Below are 24,446 nucleotides of genomic sequence, written 5' to 3' on the forward strand. Positions count from 1 at the left end.
CCCTCAGAGATGATCACACGTCATCTCAGGCCGACGGCTGACTCACTGAACGGCCACTCGCCTTTACCCCACCACAGCTCACCACAGAGACGGGACCGGAATGGTGACGACGGAATCGCAGGTAAACGCGACTTCGAACCTGAGCGACTTGCGCCGCCGTGAACAAGCCAAGATGGTGCGGTTCCTGCAACGCACCCTCGCCCCTCGCGAGGCGCGTGCGGCATTGGCACGATTCTCCACCGACAGCCGCGGCAGATCGATCGAGTGGATAGTGGCGGCCGCAGAGCGAAAGACCCCACCACCCAAGACTCTCCGACTGTCAGACGACGGCGTTTACGAGTTGCTCGTCGAACTCGCCGGACCCGACTTGCTCGCAGACCGTGAGCTGCGGCGGCTGATCGCTCGCAACAGTCATCCCCGCATACTCGACAAGCTCCACGAGTACCCCTCCGCGACGCGCGGCCGTGGAGGTGACGGTTCCAAGGCAAACGCCGTCGCGCAACGTAAGTGGCACCCAGGAAAATCCTGGGCTGTGCACTTTGTTCGAACCATCAATATGCCGCTGTCCTTCGCGGGTTCAAGAGGCAGCACGAACCTGCCCGACACACTCGACGTCGAGCCGTGCGTCAAGTTGCCGGGTCTGGCCGACTTCCAGCTGGAACTCTTCGAGAGACTCGTGGAAGTGCTGGTCGGTCCCGACGATGCCAACCGAGCGATACTCTCGCTTCCGACCGGTGCCGGGAAAACGAGGACCGCTGTGGAAGCGCTCCTGAAGTGGCGACAGTCACGCGACGATCGACCGCTCATCCTTTGGATCGCACAGAGCGACGAGCTATGCGAGCAGGCAGTACAAGCGTTTCGTGAAGTATGGTTCGACCTCGGCCACGGCGACCGGTCATTCCGGGAAACATTGACGATCGGTCGGCTGTGGGGTGACAAGAACGCGGAACCATCGGGATGCGGCGTCGTCGTGTCCAGCATCCAGAAGCTCAGTGCTGCAGCTGCAGGTCGCGGAACCTTCACAGGGGAACAACTTGAGAGTCTGCAAGAGACTGTGGGAGTCGTCGTAGTGGACGAAGCCCACCGCGCCCTCGCACCCAGTTACGGTGATGTCCTCAGCGCACTCGGGTTCAACTTCCGTCAGAAACATGGACCTACGGCTCTGATCGGTCTCACCGCAACCCCCCGTCGCAGCAGCCAGGACGAGACCGCACGACTACGCCGGCGTTTCCACAACAACATCCTCACCGCACCCAGCCTCGGGGCCGACCCCGTGCAGACGCTACGCGGCCGAGGCGTCCTTGCCCGGATCGAGGAGGAGTGCCTCGATTACGACGCCGACCGAGTCGAACTGTCAACGACTACGGCGTATGCCGAACATTACGAGGCGTTCGACGATGTGCACCCAGATGTGCTCACGAGACTCGGCGAAGAGCACCGACGTAATCGGCGGTTGATCGAGCGACTCCTCGACCTAGATCCGACGTGGCCGGTGCTCGTGTTCGCCTGTTCCGTTCAGCACGCCCAGGCCTTGTCCAGTCTGCTGCGACGCCGCGGCAGATCCTCCGCGTGCGTCCTCGGCACGACCAGACCCGCAACACGGCGAGCCATCGTCGAACAGTTCCGCAACAACGAACTTTCCGTGCTCTGCAACTACGGTGTGCTCACCACGGGCTTCGATGCCCCGTCCGTGCGTTGCGTGGTGGTCGCGCGCCCGACGACGAGCAATGTGCTGTATGAGCAGATGGTCGGTCGCGGGATGCGTGGTCCCGCATTCGGCGGCACTGAAAAGTGCTTGATAATCGATGTCGAAGACAACATCCAATGGCGCAGTCTGCCGGCAACAGTTCATTACTCTGCCCTTGAGCGGGAGATGCGGCATGCCAGGTGAGCTCTGCCACGCCGCCACGAAATGACCGTATCCGCGCCCTGGACAGCCCAAGATGAGTGACAACCGATGTACAGCGTTGAGGGAGAGTGTTGACCGTTACCTGGCGATGGGAAGAACAGAGCCGCAACTACGCGAATTACGGGAACGCCAACCAGTGGACGGTGAACGCCGGCCTGTCGTCGCTCGCCCGCGAGAGCGCACAGAACAGCAATGATGCACGGCTGCCGGGGTCCGGGGCCGACCTCGTGTACTCGTTCATCGTTCTGACAGGCGAAGACCGGAAACGCTTCGAAGACGCGGTCGCCTGGCATGACCAGCTGGAGCCACACCTCGCAGCGATGGCCTGCGCGGCGACAGGCGCCGTGACCGCCGGCCAGCTTCATTCAGGGCTCGCAGCACTCAAATCCGCGGACTCCCTCACCTTGCTACGGATTGCCGACTATGGCGCCAAAGGGCTCACCGGCCCCGAGTTCGCCGAGGGCGACGCCGATGCCTACGGCAACTTCGTCAAACTGTGTCGTTTGGATCTGTACAGCGGTAAGGACAAGACTTCTGGCGGCTCGTTCGGCCTGGGCAAGGCCGTCTATTGGCGGTTCTCACGGCTCCAGACGGTACTGTTCAACTCGACACTGCAGGCCTCCGACGCCGTGAACGGTTACTGGCACAACAGGATCATCGGGGTCAATCAGGGTGTCGTGCATCAACTCTCCGGTAAGAACTTTCAGGGCCGGGGTTTCTTCGGCGTTCAGGAACGCAACGGTGACGTTGCTTCTGTTTGGGAAGACACCGACCTGGCGGATCGCCTCTGGCTCCGCCGCGAAGACCACCGTCCCGGGACCTCCGCGCTATTGCTCGGTTTCTACGATCCGGACGAACCAGACAAGGGACTTGGCGACATCGGGCAGGTCAACGAGTTCGCCAAGAGTCTGGAAGCCGCGATCGAAGAGGAATTCTGGCCGCTGCTCACACGAAATCGTCTGCGGGTGCGCGTGGAAGTCCTCGATGGTGACCGGATCATCTACCAACACACCGTCGACCCCGAAGAGCAATACACCGAACTCGTCCGCGCCCTACGGAAGGTCGATTCGGGCCAGATCGATGATGAGTTGAATGAACTAGGTGATGTCGTCGTCAGGGACGTGCCGATTGCGATCTCTGCACGCACCGATGTCAACGAGCGGCACATCGCTTTTCAGCACACCGCGAAGCTGGTCGTCACCCTCTCCGATGACCAGAAGGATTCTCTCGAGAACAAGGTCTGCCTCTTCCGGCGCCCCGAGATGGTCGTGCAGACCGTCGACAAGGAGTTCGAGGGCCGCACCTACCATGCGTTCTTGATGGCGGGTGCAGCCGTCAACCCGGAGTCACCGTCTTTGGAGGAGGAACGGGCGGACGACTTCCTCCGATTCGCCGAGCCGCCCGCACACGACCAGTGGATCCCTGGGTCCGGCCGCACGAAGACCTCGCAGGCCAACCTCACCGCTCACTACAAGGCCCCGTGGGTACCGAATCTCAAGAACATTCGCCAGGCGATCCTGGATCAACTGTCCGACATTTTCGGTGCCCCACCGCCATCCGGGGACAAGCCGCCGAAGTCGATCTTCAAGAATCTGGGTTTCCTGCAGGGCGAGCCAGGCGGAGGTGGGGGGCGTGGGATCGCGCCGGCCCGCAAGCCGGAGATACGGATCCACAATGCCACGGTCATCGACGGGGCCTGGCATCTCGACTTCGAGATCCGCGCCCGCAACCGTCCTGAAGGATGGTCGGTGGAGCCGCGCCTGGCTTTGGTCGGGCTCGATGGCGGCCATCAGGACATCGCATGGGAGCAACTGGATGCCGACCCGCCGGCCGAGCAGTTCGGAATGACAGTGGTCCTGCTCCACAAGCCCCGCGGGCGGCTTCTGACAACCACTGTCCGTGGAGTGAGCACGACGACGCTTCCCATACCAGCGGCGGAGTCTGCAGTGGACATACGTATCGGTCGTGCCGATGTCGCCCCGGCCTCCGCACAAGCAGAAGCGAAGGACATCCAGTGACCCCGCGGTTCGCCTGGCCCACCTACCGAGATCAATGGGATTGCCAGGTAACAGGGTTCAAGCTCGATGGCGAACCCGACGACGATGCCATCGATTCGGACTACCTACGACTGAAAACCCCGGAGCGGGTGTGGGCGACCGCCGACATCGAACTCTCGGCCACCACGGATGAGCCCCTCCCCACCGGGTTGAGCGTTTTGACGGCCCATGTTCTGCTTGCGTGCGCGACAACGCAACTGCGTCGCGCATACCCTATGGTCGAGCACCCAGATGGCTCTCGGTTCGACGCCCAGATCTCCATCCCACGGTCGGCCCTGACGCAGAAAGCATCGCTGTCGGTCGAGTTGGTCGCCACGCACGGTGAACGGCAGCGGATAATCGGCACCGGCGTCGAATGGACGCTGGTCGTGGATCCTGGTGAAGCCCCGCGACCTGCAGGGGCCCCTCCCATAAGCAGTGCCTGGCTCGACTTCAAGAGTGATGACGCTCCGCCGGAGGCTCGACGCAGTCCGATGAGTTACTGCTACCTCGACATCAACGAAGCGCCGCCGCTGCTGTATCTGAACAGCGGCATAGACGGATTCGAGACGCTGATCAAAGCTGAGAATGCGAAGCTGGAGCGTCGCCGACATCGCGACCTCATGGGTGCGATGATCGCCCGCCAGGTCACGAACTCGCTGCTGCGTGCCGCGGTCGAGGAGATCACTCCCGGTGAGCACGGCGCACCGGCCACCGGGCCGGCGACACGCATCCTCCAGAACACCTGTGAGGCGCTCGCACGGGAGCTACCAGACACGAACACCGCGGAAGACCTCTATGAGAAGGTCGCCGCGTTGGACGGCAATCTTACGGCCACAGCTCAGTTCTGGGCCGAGGCAGATCTAGTGCTGGACCGAATGACCGGCCTGTCAGACACGGTCATGAACGTATGCAAGGACGTCAAACATGTCTGATGCACTGCACACGCTCGCTATACGCCTCGACGCAGTCCAACGCCACCAGTTCGAAGACAAGCAGGATTCACGAGCCACAGAACTACGGCGGCCGGACGGCAGCTCGGTCTCGCTCGACGTGCTAGACGCCCTGATGGCCGAGGTCAAGACACGAACAACCGAGGACTTCTGGGAGGACAGGACTCACAGCGACCGATGGCTCGCCCCTCGGGTGCATTACGCCCTTCGACTGTTGCGCTCGGAGGCCGCCGACCGCGGAGTCTGGCAGTGGCTCGCACTGCGCTTTGCCTGGTACGTCGAGTGGCGGTGGGCCGGCGCAGACGGGACTGTCGCAGATGATCGCTGGTGGGGTCCTATTCACAAACAGGTCTTCGCCCGATTGTGGTGGGGGACCGAGATCTTTCGTGATGGTGCGGACTACCGGCCCGTCGAGAAAGCATTCAGGTTCCAGGATCTACCGAATAGCTATCTACACCGGCCGATAGTCAGGTGTCGGTCGCTGGCGATCGCGATTGTCGATCGAATCGACAAGTCGGGAACGCCAAGTTCAGATCAGGTAAATGATCTGGCTCGGGTCCTGAATCTGGCCACAGTCGGTACCCCTCCCGAGGTCGAGACTGGTTACCAGTCAGATGATTTCGATGCCTACGACAACTGGTGCAGCTCAGCACCGGCACTTCCAGCTAGCTGGGACGATTTGCCGCCAGGGCCGCAGGCCATCGACACCAACAGCGACTCGATACAAGGCGCATCACGAATTGTCGAACGCGCTTGGGACTATGCCGGTCTGGAAAAATGAGGTTTCTGTCTCGCTCACACGAGCGGCGTCGTCTTCTACCGTTGAAAATAACTCACGACACCTCACGATAGGGAACTTGTGGGCACACCGAATCACATATCCGACTCGCTCATCTCCGCTTTGACCGAAGCACGTATACCGACGGAGAACCATAGCTTCATTCGCGCGATGACCCAAGCCGCCGGCGTCGACAGCTACCGCGTCGTTGACCAAGCCGGCAAACCGTACGTAGCAGCCACGCGACACGATGGATCCCGCGATCTCCACATCTACTATGGCGCCACGAACGGATTCGCGTCAGAAGAAGAGACGATCAGAATCGCACCTGACGCGGTCGGCCGAGGTCCCAGCTCGCGAAAGGGGACCTGGTATGTGTTACACCCCTTGAATCAGGCTCGTGTTGGCGGTGAGCGTTCGCGGGATGTCCGTCGTAAGGCCGGGTTCTGCGATTGCGGTATGGAACTGTCCCTGACCGGAGCATGCAGCAGCTGTGATTAGCACGAGAGAACTTCCGGCCCATTCCTGTGTTGAGCGAGAGAAATTCCCCGACCGCCGGCCACCCTCATTTTCTGAGTGGTGAGGTCCAATCGGTGAGTGAGCATTTCTACGCGTCGCTGGCGACGCGGGAACCAGGGCTGGCGACGCCTCCCGGTAGGACGTGGGTGGACGTAGGCTAACTCAGCCCGATCAAATCAGTCGGAGGGTATATGCCGCTCGTGTTGACGCAGAACGAGAAGAGTGCTGCAGCAATAAGCTACGACGACCAACTCGGCACCAGTTACGAGTTTCCGACGAGGTACAAGAAGCTTGTTGTGCCCGGCGAGGCCTTTGTCTACTACCGCGGTAAACGATCCGCTTCTGGCGCTATTCAGATTCCGCACTATTTCGGAACAGGCATAGTTGGAGCCGTTTCTCCTACCGGCGACGGGCGATTGCGTTGCAACATCCTAAAATACCGCGCTTTCAGCCTCACCGTGCCCTTCAAGCGCGAAAGTCGCTACTTCGAACCCGGCGCCAATGGGCGGTCCCCGAAGGAGGTCGGCCTGCACTTTCGCACGGGGGTGCGCACGATCGATCAAGATGCTTTCAACGAGATCCTCGATGCCGCAGGCATCGAACATCAGATCAAAAACAAGGTCACCGCAAAGCGAGTGACGAAGGTATCCCTACCGGTGAATACACATGACAGCATGGATGCTCTCGCGATTGCACTCGCAATATCCGAAGTGAAGGACCAGTGGCCTTCGGCCACAATCTTCCGAGCCCCTCCGGGGCAGTACTTCTCACTCATCGTGCGCCACCCGAATGGCGATAAGCACCATGTATCCGTGAAGTCGACCGAAGAGGACGAACCACGCATTCATCTATCGGAGGGCGAGGTCGCCTACGCGTCAGCGCATGCTGCATCGTATTCACTGTGGGTGTTTTATGCGCTGGACATACAAGCAGGTACCGGAAAGTTGATCAAACGCAAAGGACGGATCACGGATGACGACATAGACCTCCGTGCCGCAGTCCACGGCGGGAGATTAAAGAACACGACGGCTGGTAAGGATGTCGGGCCGGTTGTTCCACCGTGATGCTTATTGGGCTCACTCAAGTGAGCGGCCAATTGCATGCGCCGCAGGCTGAGGGAGTTCGATGCCGAAAGCGCTGGAGCTCATCGGTCACCGTAAGCCTCGGGTTCGCCGGTCACCGTCAGCTCGAAGCCGCTTGTTGAGTTCCATCAAGTAACCCTTGTCGAAAGATTGCAGGGGGCGTTCTGAACCGGCTCATCGCGCACAAAGCCGTCTTTCCAGACGATGGCGTCGCCACAATCTGCCGGATGGCTTATCTGCCCTACTCGGACATTGCGTGAGCGGAAGACCTCGAGGATGCGCACCGCTTCGGGGGTCATCAATTCTCCAGTACCCGTGCGGATGAATCTGACATGAAGGATAGCGGCCATGATTCAGGGAAAGAGTGCTGGCCGGTGGTTACTCGCTTGGGATAGCGTGGTGGATAGCCCTTACGTTAGGATCGCTGATGGTTCGCCTGTCCAGAAGAGGGCCAACCGCTCCCGCGCCCGCGTGCCGGCCACGTACAACACCCGAAGTAGCCTTTTATCCTCTTGGTCGCGTTCGTCACCGTGCTTCTGCTGCACGAAGTACGGCGGGAAAGATTTCGATCCGAGCCGCGCTATCGCCACAGCGCGATACTCAAGACCTTTGGCCCGGTGCATTGTCATGACGCGAACGACGTCACCAAGTTTCTCTTCCTTGGTGCTCTCGTTGACCACCTCGGCAGCGACTCCGCCCGCTTCCAGGGTGTCGACTATTTTGCGAACGTCGTTCTTCTCGTAGACGAACACTGCAATGTCCGACTTCGAAAAGCCGTCGGCTGTCCACTGGCCGATCTTGACCACAAGTCCCTGGTCCTCTTCGGACTTCGACTTGAAGCCGAGTGATTCCGGCTCGGGTCCCCGGAACACGGACCGAGCACCGGCAAGGGTGTCGGACGACGTGTCGAGGTCGTCAGCATCTGCGTCGGCGATCGATAGAGACCAACTAAGGATCTCGCGGCTCGTGCGGTAGTTGACTGTCAGTCGTCGGGCCCGTCCCCGCGTCTCGATACCGAATCGGGATAAGGGCGCCGGTCGACCGTATATCCGTTGATGCGCGTCCCCCACGATGAAAAGATCGTCGGTGCCCACCGGCACCAACGCACGCAACAGTTTCCAGTGTGCAGGATGCAGATCCTGTGCCTCGTCGATCACCGCATGGTGGTATCCGAACTGATCGCGCAGCGACGGGTCGGCTTCGAGTGCCATCGCAGCCCGCGAAGCCAGCTCTCTGAACGTCGTCTTTCCCTGCGCACGCAGAAGCAACTGAAACTGTTCCATTGCCAGCCACACATCACCCCGTTGCGGACGAGTCAACGGTTGGGACCGGCCGCTACGTGCGACTCGAAGGTACTCGGCTTCGTCTACGATTCCGTTACCGAGGATCACTTCCGACCATTCGTCGTTGAGGAATCCCGGGTCCCAACTGCCCTTCGAGGACTGGGCTGCGGTGCGCCAAAGCGGCTCCAACTGGTACTCAGGAGTGACCTTCGAAGAGTTCACGAATTTCCGCCCGCTGTCGGTCGCCGCAACAACTGCGCGAGCCAGCGCATCCAGATTGATGATATGGACTCTGTCGGTGATCGATGGGCCTGCCAGCTTGATTAGCTGGCCCTCGATGGTTTGAGCCAAATTGCGAGTGAAGGTGGTGAACAACACTTTCACCTTTGGATCGGCTCCATTCGAATCCAATCGCCTGGCGAGGAAGCGCGCCCGATGGATGGCCGTGACCGTCTTGCCGGTGCCGGCACCGCCGGTCACCCGGAACGGGCCGTTCCAACCACTGTGGGTTGCGAGCTTCCGCTGTAGCGGGTGCAGCCATACCCGCCACTTGGCGAAGTCTCCTTCCAAAACAGCCCGTAATTCCTCTTCGTTGTCGCCGTCGGCGGCAGTGAAGCTCAAGCGCGACAGCGGCCTCTTCAGTGCGGTCTCGATATCGCTCGGATCGATCGGACCGGGCTCGTCGATGACGAGGTCATTCCAAACGTCTTGGGGATCCTTACCGAACGCGAGGTCGAGCACGGCGTTGCCCTGCGATGCCGGAAGCGCTTCGACGATCTTCTGAAGCGCATCCTCGGTCGTGACCTGCTTGAGCTCGACAGCTACCTCAGGCGCCACGCCGAACCGTTCGAGGTCTGCTTGGCTGACGGCGGACGGCATGACAGGCTCCGCGCCGCTGCTCGACGGCGGCTCGACACGTGCGTGGTCCAGAGCTTCACCGAGCGCTATCGGATCGAAAAGCTCTGCAGCACCGGTCTTCTGGTTGACCTGGAGGGTCAGGGTCTCGGCAAATTTGTATGCATCGTCGTGCTTCTTGACGGCGACAAGCCAGAGCGTGCTGTTGTCGTCATCAGCGCCCGCGTTGACCAGGACAGCGCGGTATTGATCGTTCACCCGTGCCGTTCGTACGTGCTTGTTGGCGGCACCCTTCGGATGCTTGAAGTCCAGACCGGTCCCGTTGGGGTCCTGTTGCAGCTTCACCATGAACGAGAGCACGCGGCCCTTCACGCTTCCATCGAGGTCGTTGTACGAGTTCTCGAACAGATCGTGCATGAGGACGGTGGCTTTCATCAGTTACCTCCAACGTGCTGGGACAAGAGGTCCGCCAGCGACTCGGACTCATTCGCGCGGCCTGCGTAGACCACTTTCCAGGCTTGCCGTTGTACGGCGTCGCGCTGGCGAGAATGAGTGAATCGGTCTGCGCGGCGAGGAGCCTGGCCAGCTCGTTGTTTTGCGTACCCCGGTTGATCAGGTTGTGGCACTCGTCGATGACGACGGCGTCCCACTTCTGAATCTTGAGGTGATGCTTGCAGCGAGCTGGGCTTTTCAAGCTGTCGATTGATGCGATAACCCGCTTGTAGCTGCTGAACAGGTTGCGCGAACTGGGCAGGGTCTGACCGACCTTCAGGATGCCGCTCGAGTCCAGCCGGATGAGTGGGATCGCGAACCGCGTCCACAACTCACGTTGGAACTGCTCCAGCACCGCGCGCGGAATGACAACGAGGATCCGCTCGCCGCGAACGCGGCGGATCAACTCCGACAGCAGGATTCCGATCTCCAGGGTCTTGCCCAGTCCGAGTGCGTCGCCGATCAGGATGCGCGGTCTGAGATTCAGCAGGGCCTGCGACGCCGGACGGAGTCGGTAGTCCATACGACCGAGCAGCCCGCGATGGCCCACAGTGATCCGACTTTCGCTTGCTGGACCGGGGCTACTGCGACGGATCGATTCCAGCCAGAGTCGCGAGCTTCGAAAGCCGGCAGAGTCATCCGCGACCAGATTGCCGTCTCGCGGGTCGAGGCGGTCGGTGGTGTCGAACGAGCCGAAGAACACTGCGTCCTGATCACGGACCAAGGGGCTGACACCGGTCACCTCGACGCGCACCCCGTCTCGCTCCGTGTTCCGAACGGTGCGGACGAGCCACTCTTCGTCGCGGACGACGAAGCGCTCGCCGGCGGCTACTTCAGACACCCGATTCCAATCCCAGTTTTCATGCGCCAACGGCGTTCGCGACGAACTCGCTGAAGATCCCTTCGGCTTCATTACCTCCCTCGCGGGTACCGAACAGCAGCGCGCGATCAAGGAAAGAATTGTTCTTCTCGCATGATGTTTCCGGCACGAGCACACATGCGTGACACGCTGCAAGGTTCATCGCATCGCTCCCTGCGCCTCGTGATTCGATGCAGACCGGGTCAGACGAGCACCACGAGAGGCGCACCAAGCCTTCGGATAGCGCTCGACCGAGCTGGTCCGATTCAGCCATCGCCGCAACGCCGCCGAGGCTCCCGGCAGAATCGGAACTCGCGGTGTAGACCAACAACCCAGCCATGTCTTCGTCGACATAAAGCCGCTCGCGAAGTGCCGCTGCTGGATAACCTGCATCGAGCGACAACTGGTCGATGATGACATGGGCGAGGGTGTGCAAGGCCACCTCGACGATGTCGACGTGGGCAGGAGCGTGACCATATTCTTCTGCGTTCCGGTCAGCGGCGATCTTCAGCATTCGAGCACGTTCCCGGGCGAAAGGCTTCTCAGCCCATGGTGAGAGGGCGTCTCGATTGAATGCCATGAAGATACCTTCACCGATCACCTGGATGGCGGGCAGCCAGTTCGTTCGGGTGGGCGCAAGCTGGCAAAGGCTCTCCGAACTTCCTCCTCCCCCGTCAAGTCTTGAAAATCCGTACAGCGCACGCACTTCACGCAACCTGGTCACCTTACGAACATCCGTGATCACGCCTTCGAACGCGTCTGGGACGTCTCGGTGCAGCGCAACGAAGTCAGCGTTCGGATCGTCCTCATCACGCCCCTCGATGAGAGCACCGTATTCACCCGAACGCAGTCTTGCCTCAGAGAGGTCCTCGTTTCCTTCTTCCTCCCCACGGCGCCGTTCGACCTCTGCCATGACCTGATCCACGGTGTACTTGCCATTCGAGAGATCCGCAACCTTGGCCAGCAGTGCGGGCGTGGTGACGTCCGGATCTTCGATAAGTGCCCAATACTTGTCGACATGCTTCGAAAGCGCTTCTGAGTACGGCGGGATTGAAATGGATGACCGAACCGCCGGGTACCAGACGTTCGAGGCGCCGCGCTGGAGCACGCGGGGAATCTCCTCGCATTGCTCCAACTCGCTCCCGAGCCACGGGCGGGCTCCTCTGCACGAACCGAATTCCGCGAGAGGACCGATCGCGCCGTCGAGATTGCGTTTCTCGACTCCGCACGTACATGTCAACACCAAGTCGGCAAGCGACGACGTCCGCCCCCGCGCTTCGAGTTTCATGAGATGGTCGGAACCGGATTTTCCCTGGCCGCGATGGAGCCATTGGAAGTACGGGAATTCGTCGATGTGACCCCGCTTGCAGGCGACAATCAACCGGAAGGGATTCAGTGGTTGTTTGCACTTGCTGCATTCGGCCACGTTCCAATCTTTGGACAGATCGTGGAGCCGACCGATGCGACGACAAGTCGGGCATACCTGGGTGTACGGGAATCGGATGACCGGAACATCTTTGCGTCCACCGGCCGGCGGTTGCTTTAGCGCACTCACCTTCAGGGAACGCGCCAACCTGGGTTCACTCACCGGCTCGGCACGATCTTCCTTCCACTCATGTAGACCAGCGATCATGAAGCTGGTCGTCGACGCTGGGAACAGACCTCCGATTCCGTAAGTACTGATCAACTGGCTGCGGCGCGCCTTGGGATTGTTCACTTCGTCTTCCTCAAGAAGGCAATCGGGTAGAGGCTGCTTTCAGCGTCCACATCTCTCATACTCTGCAGAGTCGGCCAGGGCGCGGCTTCTTGGGTGTACTCGTCCACCAAAGCCTTACCGGCTTCGACCAAGAGTGAGGCCTCAACATTTTGGGAATTGTTGTATCGCATGTTCGGCTTTGCGGCCGCTTCTCTGCTCCATACATCGATCAGAGCGTCGATCTGGTCAAGTGTCGCGTCCGCTTCTTCTGGAGCCGTGCTTCGCACCCGCTGATCGATGATCCTCACCAGTTCGGTGAGCGAGTCGTAGTTGGCGTCCGCGAGATGTGCCGCGGTGTCAGGAGCAAGTTCGTCGATGAGCAATCGCGCGAGGGCAACGAGCACGCCCTGCAGGCCTCTATCTCGTGCACGTGCGGCGAAAGGTGTTGCGCTCGTCGCTTCCACGGCACGGTAGAGCGCTTGGTGGAAAGGAAGGAAGCTCTCGTAATGGGAGCGGTCTCGCGAACGGGCCGAGTTGAAGATAGTGACCACGAGTCCTGGGTGCTTACGCCCGACCCGGCTCGTCGCCTGGATGTATTCAGCGCTCGACTGGGGTTGTCCCATCACCGCCATGAGACCCAATCTGTCGATGTCCAGTCCGACCGAGATCATGTTTGTGGCAAGAACAACGTCATCGACGTCTCCGTCCGGCAGGGCGATTTCCAAACCTTTGAGAGCGTCTGGTATCTCCGAGGACGGAACACGGCTTGTCAGCTCAGTAACCTTCGTGATCTTCCTCGGTGACGTCTCGTTTCGCCCCGCCACCACCTTCAACCGGTCACGTACGTCAGCGTCCACTTGGAGCGTTGCACTTCCCAAGACGCGCAGGCTGTTGAAGTATCCCAACAAGGTCCAGTACGGATCGCGACTCTGGTCGTCGCCCTTGAGATCCTGGGCAGCTTGCAACAGCGCACCGTATGTACGAACCATGAGCGTTGCGTGGCTTGCTCCGGCGGTCATCACACCGACGTAGGAACGTGTGCCGAGCGTGTCTCGTGGTGCCGGCTCTGAGAAGAACGAAACGTCGGGATCTATGCCAGGCGGCGGGAACTGACGTGCATCTCTGTCGAAAACAGCCTCGATCTGTCGATCTGCGCGCCGGATCGTCGCGGTCGAGGCAATCACCTTGGGTCGGCTCGTGGCAGGCCCCGCAACACTTAGTCGAACACCACATGCGGCATCAACTGCGATCTCATAAAGCCCGACGATCGATCCGAGCGGACCTGAGATCAAGTGCAACTCGTCTTGGATAATCAGGTCCGGCGCATCGCCCAGCTCGTCTCGAGAAAACAGTGCGCGCACCTGCTCGTTCCAGGCCATCATCGCAAATTTGTCGACCGTGCCCAGCACGAGTTCGGGACGCTCGCGGTAGATGTCCTCATCCACCACGTGGACGGGCAGACCATCTCGGAAATCGCAGGAGGGAGTCCCGCAGGCAACTACGAGATGGCGCTCGGGCAGCTTCACCACCGAATAATTGGAGTAGTCCAGATCTTCACCACACCAAGGACATTGCGTCAGCTGAACAGGATTGTTTTCGGTGAGTTCCTGGTTCGCCCGAAGACTGTTCAGCGCTCGCCGAGCGTCATCGAGGTTGTTGGGTGTGGCTTTGGAGCCGACCCACAAGCCAATCGAGAATGACTTGGTTCCAAGTTCATGACCGTCTCGGCGTAGACGCTCCAGCGCACACAGAAGCGTCGTAGCGCGTTCGAACTGCTGAATGGTCAACAGCCGCAGGGTATAGCGCATGATGACTGCGACGCCTGTTACGGAGATGTCTCGCAGTCGGCGAAGGATGATGGTGAACGCGATCAGACCGAGGTACGCCTCAGTCTTGCCGCCGCCGGTCGGGAACCACAACAGATCCGCGATGTCACGGTCTTGATGCGTACGGTCAGCCAACCCCGGAAGGTTGAGCAGGATGTATGCGATCTGGAAGGGGTACCAGGATTGTTCCATACCTGGATCTATGGCACCCTGATGTCCCTTACGCACCCAATCCTGCCGCGCTCGCTGGATCTGCATCGCGCGGTTCGCGAGACGAAATGCCTTGAACACTTGAGGATCACTCGCCAACAGGTCAATTCCGGCCTCAATCCTGGTGGCGGCTGATCGAGCGTCATTCATATGCTCTGCTGCGACATCACGGAGTCTCGGCGGTACGTCGGTCTGACCATCGACTACTGACCGATCGAGTGAATCAATCCATTCCCGATACGCGGCGACCATCGCCCGGAGGTTCCGCAGCACCGTGGCATCAGGACCCTCTGAGAGGGTCGACATTCGGAGGTCGATATCGGTTAGTTGGGCCGGCCGTGCACGGTGAACCTCGACCTCGGGAAGGAATGTGCTGGCGATGGCGGCCACGTGGGGTTCCGTCGTCGGATCCCATGTCGCGGCGCATCCGTGACCGATCGCAAATACCCTCGCATTGCGATACAGAAGTGCGGCCGAATTCAAATCTCGATCGGTACTCGACAGTTGCGGCTGTGTTCGATCCATGATTGCCGGCTGGACAGTCGAAACGGCTATTCCAACCTGAAACCAGGCAAAGGCGTCGCGTAGCCCATCCTTCTGTTTCGCGACCTTGGTGTTCCTGAGTGCGAGCGAGACCGTGACTGCACCATCTTTGGGTTGCCGTACATACACATAGAGCTGGAGGTCGGGCGCCACCGGGAGGTACTCGGTACGGCTTTCGCTTACATTCAGGGCTATGGGGTCGATCACCGACGGAACACGGAGCCACTCGGCGGGACGCGACTTCTGGCGACGCTTCGACGACCGGCCAGATTCCTCGACTTCAGCTTCGGCGTCAGATGGGATATAGCGGGCCGCACTCAAACGAACGTTGACCTCGTTGGTTCGCCCTAGGTCGACTGTAAAGGTGATACCCACCGAACTCGGATACCGCATCAGTGCCTGAGAAACGGGTGTGTCGTCGAACCCCTCAGAGTCTCCCGAGTCATCGCTGTCAGGGTCCGGCGCTTCCTGCAAATCCTCGTTCGCAGGCCACAATACGCCCACCACGTAGCGATCGAGCGGCAACTCCGTGATTACTTCATGTGCGTCCTCGCTGTTATCATCCGGCCCGATCAGGTCACGACGAAGCTCACCGACCATTCCGTCACGAAAGGCATACTTAAGACTCAGCGGATCACTCGCAGTGATCATTCGACTTCCTCCATCGTCTTCCAATCTGGTTCCACTAGTCCTGTTATGCGGGGTGCCAGCCACAACCCAGAGCGGCCGATGTCGAGACGCTCGGTCCTCCGAGGCTCACCGGCGACGGTCTCAACTGAAACGAGCGTCAGTCCGAACAAGCGTCCGGGAAAAACCGCCCCGTCTCTACGACCGAATACCGTGTTGAATGCCGTATTGAAACTCTCACTCGTGCGACCCAAGAGGTAGCCCTCTTCGGTGGTCAGCAGGTAGGACGGAAGATCCGGAGCGCTAAACTCGTGATCCAGGACGGCTTCGACCTTGGCACCCACGAGATCGTCGCGTCGAAGGTTTTCCTGGACATCGGCGGCGTCGAGTCCGCCACCAGCAGCCGGCTCACTGACGTCTACATCGTCATACAGAAATTCGAATGCCTTGACACGCTTCTTGCCGGTCTTTCGGTTGAACACTCTTTCAACTCGACGTCCCGGTAGCCATCGCATCCTTTCGAACGACGAGCGGGGCTGCGGCAACCAGCAGATATAAATGTCGTCCCTGGCACGACTCAGTGCTACGTACTCACGCCGGATAATCGCCCATTCGTCTTCGTCCTCGTGTTCGTAGTTGGGAGCAACCAGAAACACACGGTCAAACTCAAGGCCCTTCGCGCGATGGACGGTCGACACTATGACGTTCGCGGAATCTGGCTCAGTTAGCGTGAGCGGCAACATGTTCGCTCGAATCGAGTGGCGCAATCGCCCCAAGTTCAGGGCATCCCTGCCGCGTCTGTCGGCGGCAACGGACTTGAGCAGGTACCACGCCTGATCGATCTGAGCCTGATCGAGCAATCGGGCCAGTGCCTCTTCAACCTCCGATCGGTCGACGGTCTGGCCTGACACAGATGTAAGTGTTCTGCCGATCCAGTTGGCTGCGCCAAAGTCTTGGGCCTGCCGGCGTACGGCATGGCGAATGTCGTAGCCGCTGAGATGGCGCGAGACCCGCAGGACATCAGAGTTCGTGGCGCACAAGATCGCTGTCGTTACTCCGTGCTTCGAGACCGTGTCGACCCACTCGTCGATTTCCCCGAGATCCAACAGCGTGGTTTGCAGCTCAGAGATGAGATTTTCAGCAGTTCGCAGATCGTCAGTCGCTCGTAGTCGCTCACCCAGCTTGACGACTTTCTTCGGGCCTTTCCCTCTGGCGCGGTAATTCTGGCCGAGCTGGACTTCAGTGCAACCAAACTCGCCCTTGAGAGCATCGATGACCGCGGTCGATGCCGTCTTGCTGCGCGACTCGGCCAACTGGAAGTCGTATATACCTTGTAACGGATCGCCTAGTGCGGTGATCCCGACGTCACCGCTTGCTGCACGCAAGATCTCGAGCACGAGGTCGGCCCGGTCTCCTACCAAATCCTGGACCTCGTCGATCACGATGTGCCGGAGGTCGGCTATCGAATCACGGGCGTCGTCTGATTCGCGGATCAGTTGTGTAGCCCTGCGGATTCGGGCCTCAAAGCTGCCCGTCGGCTCTTCTTCGGCGTCCAGGATGATCTGGCCTGCGAACGAGTCGAATGTCCGGACGTTAGCCGCCGGCACCTCTCGTGCACTCAGTCGGGTCTTGACAGCTGTGACTGCTGCGCGGGAGAAGCTCAACACGAGGACTTGAGCCGAGGCGGAGAGATCTTCTTCCTTCACGAGGTGATCGATACGAAGAGCGACGACCTCAGTTTTTCCCTGCCCAGCACCAGCAATCACGAGCAGACGTTCGTCTATCGGTGCCTCTACCACATCTCGTTGGGCATCGTTGAGCGTTATATCTACGGCGGTCACGCTATCGGCTCTCCGCCGAAAGACCGTCGACAGCAGGGAGTTCATGCTGCGCCTTAAGCGCGTCACTGCGTTCTCGGGCATTCGCGAACGACACCTCCCTGTAGCGGCCGCCTTCCGGGCCAGACAACCCCCGTTCGATCAACTGATCAGCGTTCAGGGGTGGTCCGATTTGTCCGACCCGACCCATCCGCGTGCCCCTGTCGGTCTCCGAGCCGTAACCATTCGACTCGGGCTTACTTTTGCGGCTATCACACCGTTGTCCGTCGACCGCCATGAACGGATCCTCTTTTCGATCGCTCATCCCCGCGGCCTCTGTCTCTGCAACGGAGCACCGCCGCAGTCGTGCGGTGCTTGTCTGCGATCTGGCATAGTGACTAACCGACGGCCAATCCGTCGAGCCGCTCGCTCTCGGCGGCGCCCTCTGGCTCCACGATGTCTTTGACACTCTGGTACACGATGCTGTCACCGAATTCCAGAAGATTGTCGAGCATGTTCACGATCAAGACTTCTTCGGTACCGCCGTTCTTCGGCCCGCGGAGCCCCCGTCCGACCATCTGTTGATAACGAACCTCACTGCTCGTCGGACGAGTGATGTACACGGCGTCGGTCTTCGGTGCATCGAAGCCCTGGGACAACACCGCGTAATTCGTCAAGACCTTCAGGTCACCCGACTTGAAGCGTTCGATCGCCACACGGCGATCTTCCGGACTGGTGTCCTGGTCGATGGACGCGGCCGGCCGACCATGGAGCGTCAGCAATGTTGCCAGCGTCTGAGCGTTCTCAACCGACGCAGCAAAAACTACAATCTGCCAACTATCCGGCTTACTCATGATCGAGTCCACAATCGTGCGTGTGCGGTCCTCGTCTCGACCGAGCCGAATCTCTGCGCTCTTGGACAGCCATCCCATCGACCTGAACTCGTCGACTTCTTTCGCTGAAAGATCGATGGACACACCGTCGAGAATCTCCAAGCGCGCCCGGGCTAGGACTCTGTCCCGCTGTAATCTCACCTGTGGGTGCTCATCACCGAAGACACCCTCGTCGAGTCGGTTGTCGTCGAACCGCGCAAGCAGGCGTTCCGTTTCCGCCCTGTCGCGACGCCCCCGAAAGGGTGTAGCGGTCAACCCGATCAGAGGCTTGTCCCGTTGTCTCGTACCGCGCCCCAGCCATTCCAGGATCGTGGTGTACGACGGGGTGTAGGCGCCGTGTGCCTCATCGATGATGACTACCGGCGCCTCAGCCAACCATGCGAAAGAATCATTGTCGACAGCACGGGCGAGAATCTTCTGCCACGTTGCCACGACGACTTGAACTCCGGCCGCCTCCTCTTCCATCTCGTAATTTGCCCAGAACCGGCTGAGGATCAGCTGCGTGTCCTGCCGACCGAGTGCTCGCCACAGATACGACCACGCGTCGATGGCCTGCTCACATAGTTCTTCTCCGTCGGCCAGCCACAAGATGGGCCCGGAGAACGACGTTCCATGCGCCAACTCGTCGAGGCTGCCGTCGCGGATGGACTGGATGACGGTTTGTACTGCGACCCTGGTCTTTCCGGCGCCGGTAGGCAACGAAACGATCCCTCTCCTCGGGCCGACACCACGCAACAAGTTCGCGAGGCGTTGCGAAACCACCTTCTGGTAGTCGTGAAGTTCATCGAGCTGGGTGGGACCATCGATGTACTCCGTCGGCTTGTTCCGTCGCCTTGCCTTCTGCCCCGCCCACTCATCACCGAATCCGAGGCGCTTTACCCAATCTCGCGTGTTGAAGGACCCAGCCCACGTCGATGGAGGGGGAACAGGCAGCCCGAGCGGATCGACCTTGCAAGCGCGTTCCAGCGCGCGGACCCCCAGCATCGTCACACAAAGGTTGGCGAGATCGAGCCCATGCGGTTCGACCATGCCTTCGTTGACCAGATATGTAAGCGCATCCTTCGGCACCAAGGTTCTCAGACGCTCCTCACCCGCGTACATGAGCAGACGTTCAGCATCGTTGGAAGCCTTCCTGATCGCTCGGATGCGTTCCGAATTACGACGTCGCTCCATATTTTTGAGAAGCAAGTCAACATGTCGGTCAGAACTTTCGTAGAGCAAACACTCGAGTGCTTGCCTCAAGACCTCTCGGTCCGTGGTACCCGTCACCAGAATCCTGTTGGATTCGCGTCCGGCGTCGCAGACCACCTGTACTGCCGGCTGGCCAGGCACCGCGGCAACCTTGCTGATGGACAGACACTTCTGGAGGATCAGGCCCTCGAGGTCGTCCGCGCCGGGAAGAGAAGCCAGCACCGGGAACACGTCAATGAGGAGCTCTGGCTCCGCACTCGTCTCGTACGAGTATGCGACCGGGAGGTCGCGCCCTTCCAAACAACCCCAAAGTTCACTCAAGGTGTGGACATCGTCGATGCTGTCGACGAGCACACACGGGACACCGAACTCGCCGAGTTCGTCATAGGCCTCTTTGCGGTGGACCACCGCCACAGCCTTCCGCTCCTCCTCGGTCCATTCACCGTCGCGATAGACCCACAGGCGATCGGGTGGCTCGGCCTCCTGGTGCGTCCAACACCACCAGGCGTAGGCCTGGCCCACCCGCAGCATGTCATCGCGTTTGACGTGGTTCATCACAAGCGAAGTGAATCCGGAGGGATCGAGGTCTGCCATCTCCCGCTTCAGCCCCAACACCACTTCGGCTTGGGAACTGAGCACCATGTGACTCACACTCGGGACGAGCCCCTCTGGCACCCCCGGTACCTCTGCGATGAACGCATCGGTGACGGGCACGGCCCCCAACGTGGTTTGCAACAATCCGTGCTTTCGAACCCACCAAAGCTCTGGCGCTGTATAGCGACCCGTCCTGGGCGCGTTGGGGTGACTGACACGGACGCGCGGGACATCGACGTCGTTGATGACGGCAGCACTCAGCGCCAGATTGTTCGTAACGCTGAGGTTCGGCAAGCATTCCAGAGGTCCGAGGACAGATCCGATGCCGTCGACCTCGATGCCGTGTCGCGCCTGCAGACCCAACCCCATTTCATCGCCCAGATTTTCGCGAACCGCGCTCAGGTATTTCGTCACCCATTTCTCGTTCGAGTTCACCGCCGATCTCGATGGGCGAGACCTCACGCCCAGGAGGTACAGGATCTGGTGGTCTGCTGCGTGATAGTCGACGTCGACCAGGTAGGCGCCATCTTCCTTCAGCGGTTTGAGACATTCACCCGCGAAGTACAGACCCTCTGGCAGTACCCAGCGGCCGTGACCATCTCGAACGCGAACCACCTTCGCCGCGTGGCCATCGAGCACACCGTCGAAAGCCTCGTGTACGAGCTGCACCCCCGAGCCGCGCATCGCGATCCAGAGTGCGTCCCAGTCGACTTTTCCGGTACGTCTCAGTTCCGTAAGTAGCTGCAGCATCTCACCGCCGTCTTCAAACGCGGTGATCCCGAGGTACTTCAGCGCTTCCGCGGTTGACAGGCTGCCAGCTACGGTTCCGTCGACGAACGAGGTTCCACTCTGTTCCGGGCCGGTGCGTAGGAAGCACCGGCCGCGTACGGGTTGTGCCAGCGACCCATTCTCCAACAGCACAATCCGTGCATCACGAACGTCCTTCTCTGTGTTGCCACCTTTGCGTACCAGTTCGGCTGCGAGTTCGATAGCGGCAGCCGACTGTCCGGGTTGCGGATCCGCCACAACCGACTGGAGCCAGTGCAGGACCCGGCCCGGCGGTTTGAGCCGATCATCGTCCTGCAATAGGCGGTCGACCTTGGACCGGCGCTCAGTGCTGTTTGTGCAGTCGGGGTGTACCCAGGCCGCTCGGTTCCCCGTTACGGCCAACCACCTGCCCGCGAGTTCCGCGGCATCGTCCGGAATACGTTGCAGCGCGCTGGGTGCGCGCAACTCACCGTCGAGGTCCGGCAGGCATCGCGATTCTCGAAGTGCTATGAACACAGGGTCATTCAAAACTTTGTCGGCCCAGCTGCGGGACTCTTTGCCGCGGGCCGGTAGGACATCGATGTACCGACTGAAGGCTCCGTCCGCAATCAAGTCTCTACGGGCAGCGACAACGAGCTTAGGAACCACTTCTGTCAGGATCTCGTAGTTGAATTCGCACTCGATCACGTTGATGCGATCATCGGACAGCTTCCACGGGGCATTGATCCTGCCGCTCAGGGTCAGATCCGACTTGACCGGGAAAAACGCAGAGAGCTGGCCGAGTTCGACGCGGCCCGTCAATGGCAGCGCCCAGCTCACAGTCACCGATTCGCGTCGAGCGGCATGTCCAGCAGATGTGAGAGCCTTGTTCGACGGCTTGTGCTCAGCGGATACGACCAGCCACTCCCGCTCACCATCTTCGGTGGTGAGGACGACACGATTGCCCTTCTTCGCCGCTTTGAAATGCCGTTCACGCCCGGAAACCCCATCGACCAGGTCGAGGATGCGCACGTGTGACGCGAAGAGGTTGAAAGACTCGTCGAATTCTTTGATCTCCTCAGAGAGGTGTGTTGCTGCGCCCATCTTGAGAGGCACCTTGACGATGGTCGTCGCCCAGGACGCGAGATCCGCCAGCAAAGGGTCGGAACGGAACTCCACAGTCGGGTTGACCGGCCATGCAAGGCGCAGGGACGGAACTTCCGATGGTTCGAAGTGACGATTCAACTCCGTTGACAACTCAGCCGCGGATTGCTGGCGACTGAACTCGAACGACACGGAGCGGCTGAAAATCTGGGGACCTTCAGAAATGCCGCTGATCGATTTGAAGCCGAGTCCAAAGCGACCGATTTCTGCCCCGGTTTTGTTGGACAGATGGGTGTACAGGAGAGCACGTACACCCGAGTCCTCGAAAGGCCGCCCTTCGTTAGCGACGTAGAGGGCGTCTTCAGTCAAATTGACCTGTATACGTCCGGGAGAACCTTGGAGCGCATCCGCAGCATTCTGTACGAGCTCTTGTATCTGCTTTCTGCCGTAACCACCCTCGGCAATGCCGCGCTCCTTGCCGGCGTCCTCTTCAACTCGGTTGGGATCCTCCTTGTAGACCCGGACGCACTGGTCGTGGAACTTGTCGACCAACCCCTCCAAAGCAGGATCAGCTTCCGTCCAGACCCGATACACCACCGTCTCCCCTCCGCGGTACTACCCCCAGCAAACCAGATTTGGGTTGCCGTGAACTCCTTAGAGAGTATTATCATCCGCTACCGACAATTTTCTGGGCCGATCGTCACACGGACTACGGACGACGTCAGCGCTATGCGTAAATCGGAGAGGATGACTGCAGACCGCGAGGAGAATCGCTGGGCGGGAGGTGGACATCCAAGCCCCTCCACAACTCGGCCCCCAACTACTGGTTAGGGTCGTCGCGGCCGGCTAGCATCACTGCCATGCCGCTGGTAGATCGATCGCGAGAACCTGAACACCGAATCGTCGATCTCTTTGCCGGCCCGGGCGGCTTGGACGTAGGGGCAACGTGGCTGGGGATTCCTGTGACCGGCGTCGAACTCGACCGCGACGCGTGCTTCACACGCGAAGCCGCCGAACTCGACACTGTTCGCGGCGACGTTCGCGACTTCCAACCGGCCAACTTCCCAGAAGCGACGATCCTTACCGGAGGACCGCCATGCCAGACGTTCACAGTCGCGGGCACTGGAACTGGTCGGCGTGCGCTGGAGAAGGTAATCGGAAGCATCGCCGACATGGTGGACCATCCAGAGGCTGACCCGGTCAGGGGTTGGTCCAGCGACGAACGCACCGAGCTCATCCTTGAGCCGTTGCGGTGGGCTCTACTGGCGTTGAGGAAGAACAAGCCGTTTGAGGCGATTATTCTGGAGCAGGTGCCCGCAGTCTTGCCGGTATGGCAGGCGTTCGCAACGGTTCTCGAGGAACACCGGTACCGGTGCGCAGTCGGCATTGTGCGATCTGAAGAGTTCGGCGTCCCTCAAACTCGACGTCGAGCGATCCTCATCGCGCGACGCGGTCGAGCGGCTGCCTCGCTTCCGACGCCAACCCATGACGCCTTCCGTAAAGGTGCCGTGCGCCAACAGTCGATGGGACGGAGGCCATGGGTCTCGATGGGGGATGCGCTCCGACGCGACACGAGCTTCACGGTGGTGTCCAATTACGGCAGCGGCGGCGACCCCCGCAATCGAGGACGCCGTACGTCCGACGAGCCGGCGGCCACTGTTACCGGGAAAATAACGCGCAACCGAATACACCTTCCCGACGGGCAATGGAGCCGCTTCACCCACAACGAAGCCGGTGCTCTGCAGACCTTCCCTCACGACTTCCCGTGGTCAGGCGGTGACATCGGCCAGCAGATCGGAAACGCGATACCGCCGCGCCTCGCGGTGCACATTATCGCCCATACTCTTTCGATTGGAATCGATGAAGCAGAACTCGACCGGGTCGTGAAAGCTACGTGGAGCGATTCGTCTCGAAACCCAATCAGGATGGGCGAGCGGACGCCTTCGGCCACAACCGGTAGAGACGCTGAACTAGCGAGCTGACCTGGGTGCGCACCGGAGTTCGCCCAATCGCGTACATATGACGTCCGCGACTGCCTCTGGCTCTTCGTGCTCCCAGAACCGCAGTACCGTCCAGCCGCGGGCGACAAGCTCTGTATCTGTGCGGCGGTCACGCCGAATATTGCCATCCAACTTCTCAGCCCACCAGTCCGCGTTTGCCTTCGGAGAGGTGGCGTGTTCGGGACATCCGTGCCAGAAACACCCATCGACGAAGACAGCGAGCCGGAGCGTACGCCACAGTATGTCCGCTTTACATCTCAGGTCTGGCTCCGGCTTCGCGTCAACGCGGTAGCGGATACCTCGAGCGTGGAGTAACTGCCTGATACGAAGCTCCGGGTCCGTATCGCGACGTCGCTGTTTCGCCATTCGGGCTCGCACAGACGCAGATGAAGCACCAGGCCGTCTCTCGATCGGTGCAGCTTGGCGGCCAGT

General features: G+C 60.3%; 13 protein-coding genes and 1 pseudogene. 6 read left to right on the forward strand and 8 right to left on the reverse strand.

The genetic code is table 11. The features are described 5' to 3' along the window. The first annotated feature begins 103 nt into the window (after positions 1 to 103). The 5 genes from BHQ18_RS09425 (at position 104) to BHQ18_RS29865 (ending at position 7,259) form a co-directional block, all read left to right on the forward strand. Positions 104 to 1,891, forward strand: a complete 1,788-nt coding sequence (locus BHQ18_RS09425) for a DEAD/DEAH box helicase (protein ID WP_205866070.1) — start codon at positions 104 to 106, stop codon at positions 1,889 to 1,891. An 89-nt stretch (positions 1,892 to 1,980) separates the two neighbouring features. Then, the gene (locus BHQ18_RS09430) at positions 1,981 to 3,927 is read left to right on the forward strand and encodes a hypothetical protein (protein WP_131815664.1); all 1,947 of its coding nucleotides are present in this window, start codon (positions 1,981 to 1,983) and stop codon (positions 3,925 to 3,927) included. After that, positions 3,924 to 4,880: a hypothetical protein gene (locus tag BHQ18_RS09435; protein ID WP_069413307.1), complete on the forward strand. Its 957-nt coding sequence runs from the start codon at positions 3,924 to 3,926 to the stop codon at positions 4,878 to 4,880. The genes BHQ18_RS09430 and BHQ18_RS09435 overlap by 4 nt, the downstream gene beginning before the upstream one ends. Next, positions 4,873 to 5,679 (forward strand): DUF6339 family protein, encoded by an 807-nt coding sequence (locus tag BHQ18_RS29860; RefSeq protein WP_131815665.1) that lies wholly within the window; start codon positions 4,873 to 4,875, stop codon positions 5,677 to 5,679. The genes BHQ18_RS09435 and BHQ18_RS29860 overlap by 8 nt, the downstream gene beginning before the upstream one ends. Before the next feature lie 719 nt (positions 5,680 to 6,398). Next, positions 6,399 to 7,259: a hypothetical protein gene (locus BHQ18_RS29865; RefSeq protein WP_205866071.1), complete on the forward strand. Its 861-nt coding sequence runs from the start codon at positions 6,399 to 6,401 to the stop codon at positions 7,257 to 7,259. Between the two features lie 146 nt (positions 7,260 to 7,405). Here the strand turns inward: BHQ18_RS29865 and BHQ18_RS30090 are convergent, their stop codons facing one another. From BHQ18_RS30090 to BHQ18_RS09465, 7 genes and pseudogenes are all read right to left on the reverse strand, one after another. Continuing rightward, positions 7,406 to 7,576, reverse strand: coding sequence for a hypothetical protein (locus tag BHQ18_RS30090; RefSeq protein WP_165614545.1), 171 nt, complete (start codon positions 7,574 to 7,576; stop codon positions 7,406 to 7,408). Positions 7,577 to 7,687: 111 nt separating this feature from the next. Then, positions 7,688 to 9,850, reverse strand: coding sequence for a UvrD-helicase domain-containing protein (locus BHQ18_RS09440; RefSeq protein ID WP_069413308.1), 2,163 nt, complete (start codon positions 9,848 to 9,850; stop codon positions 7,688 to 7,690). A gap of 103 nt (positions 9,851 to 9,953) precedes the next feature. Continuing rightward, positions 9,954 to 10,820, reverse strand: a pseudogene (locus BHQ18_RS30845) (SNF2-related protein); the annotation flags it as partial. Next, positions 10,768 to 12,483, reverse strand: a complete 1,716-nt coding sequence (gene drmB, locus BHQ18_RS29055) for an MrfA Zn-binding domain-containing protein (protein ID WP_084293969.1) — start codon at positions 12,481 to 12,483, stop codon at positions 10,768 to 10,770. The pseudogene BHQ18_RS30845 and the gene drmB, both read right to left, overlap by 53 nt. Beyond that, the gene (locus BHQ18_RS09455; protein ID WP_069413311.1) at positions 12,480 to 15,692 is read right to left on the reverse strand and encodes a helicase-related protein; all 3,213 of its coding nucleotides are present in this window, start codon (positions 15,690 to 15,692) and stop codon (positions 12,480 to 12,482) included. The genes drmB and BHQ18_RS09455 overlap by 4 nt, the downstream gene beginning before the upstream one ends. Further along, positions 15,689 to 17,554, reverse strand: coding sequence for a UvrD-helicase domain-containing protein (locus BHQ18_RS09460; RefSeq protein WP_069413358.1), 1,866 nt, complete (start codon positions 17,552 to 17,554; stop codon positions 15,689 to 15,691). Before BHQ18_RS09460 ends, BHQ18_RS09455 begins: the two co-directional genes overlap by 4 nt. Before the next feature lie 329 nt (positions 17,555 to 17,883). After that, complete coding sequence (locus BHQ18_RS09465) at positions 17,884 to 22,608, reverse strand: DEAD/DEAH box helicase (protein WP_234794128.1); 4,725 nt, start codon at positions 22,606 to 22,608, stop codon at positions 17,884 to 17,886. Positions 22,609 to 22,874: 266 nt separating this feature from the next. Here BHQ18_RS09465 and BHQ18_RS29060 point away from each other — a divergent pair, with 266 nt between their 5' ends. Beyond that, entirely contained in the window at positions 22,875 to 23,996 is a 1,122-nt protein-coding gene (locus BHQ18_RS29060; protein ID WP_084293970.1) for a DNA cytosine methyltransferase, read from the forward strand. Here the strand turns inward: BHQ18_RS29060 and BHQ18_RS29065 are convergent. Next, on the reverse strand, positions 23,985 to 24,380 hold the full coding sequence (locus tag BHQ18_RS29065; RefSeq protein ID WP_084293971.1) for a very short patch repair endonuclease: 396 nt from the start codon (positions 24,378 to 24,380) through the stop codon (positions 23,985 to 23,987). The genes BHQ18_RS29060 and BHQ18_RS29065 overlap by 12 nt on opposite strands. Positions 24,381 to 24,446: the final 66 nt, after the last annotated feature.

Origin of the sequence: Mycolicibacterium flavescens (assembly GCF_001722335.1) — a bacterium.
Taxonomy (GTDB): Bacteria; Actinomycetota; Actinomycetes; order Mycobacteriales; family Mycobacteriaceae; genus Mycobacterium; species Mycobacterium flavescens.

What these genes read in the sequence shown, in the direction of transcription:
- BHQ18_RS29060 (WP_084293970.1), top strand. Translation starts at nt 22,875, where the DNA reads ATGCCGCTGGTAGATCGATCGCGAGAACCTGAACACCGAATCGTCGAT.
- BHQ18_RS09455 (WP_069413311.1), bottom strand. Translation starts at nt 15,692, where the DNA reads ATGATCACTGCGAGTGATCCGCTGAGTCTTAAGTATGCCTTTCGTGAC.
- BHQ18_RS29065 (WP_084293971.1), bottom strand. Translation starts at nt 24,380, where the DNA reads ATGGCGAAACAGCGACGTCGCGATACGGACCCGGAGCTTCGTATCAGG.
- BHQ18_RS30090 (WP_165614545.1), bottom strand. Translation starts at nt 7,576, where the DNA reads ATGACCCCCGAAGCGGTGCGCATCCTCGAGGTCTTCCGCTCACGCAAT.
- BHQ18_RS09460 (WP_069413358.1), bottom strand. Translation starts at nt 17,554, where the DNA reads ATGAACTCCCTGCTGTCGACGGTCTTTCGGCGGAGAGCCGATAGCGTG.
- BHQ18_RS29860 (WP_131815665.1), top strand. Translation starts at nt 4,873, where the DNA reads ATGTCTGATGCACTGCACACGCTCGCTATACGCCTCGACGCAGTCCAA.
- BHQ18_RS09440 (WP_069413308.1), bottom strand. Translation starts at nt 9,850, where the DNA reads ATGAAAGCCACCGTCCTCATGCACGATCTGTTCGAGAACTCGTACAAC.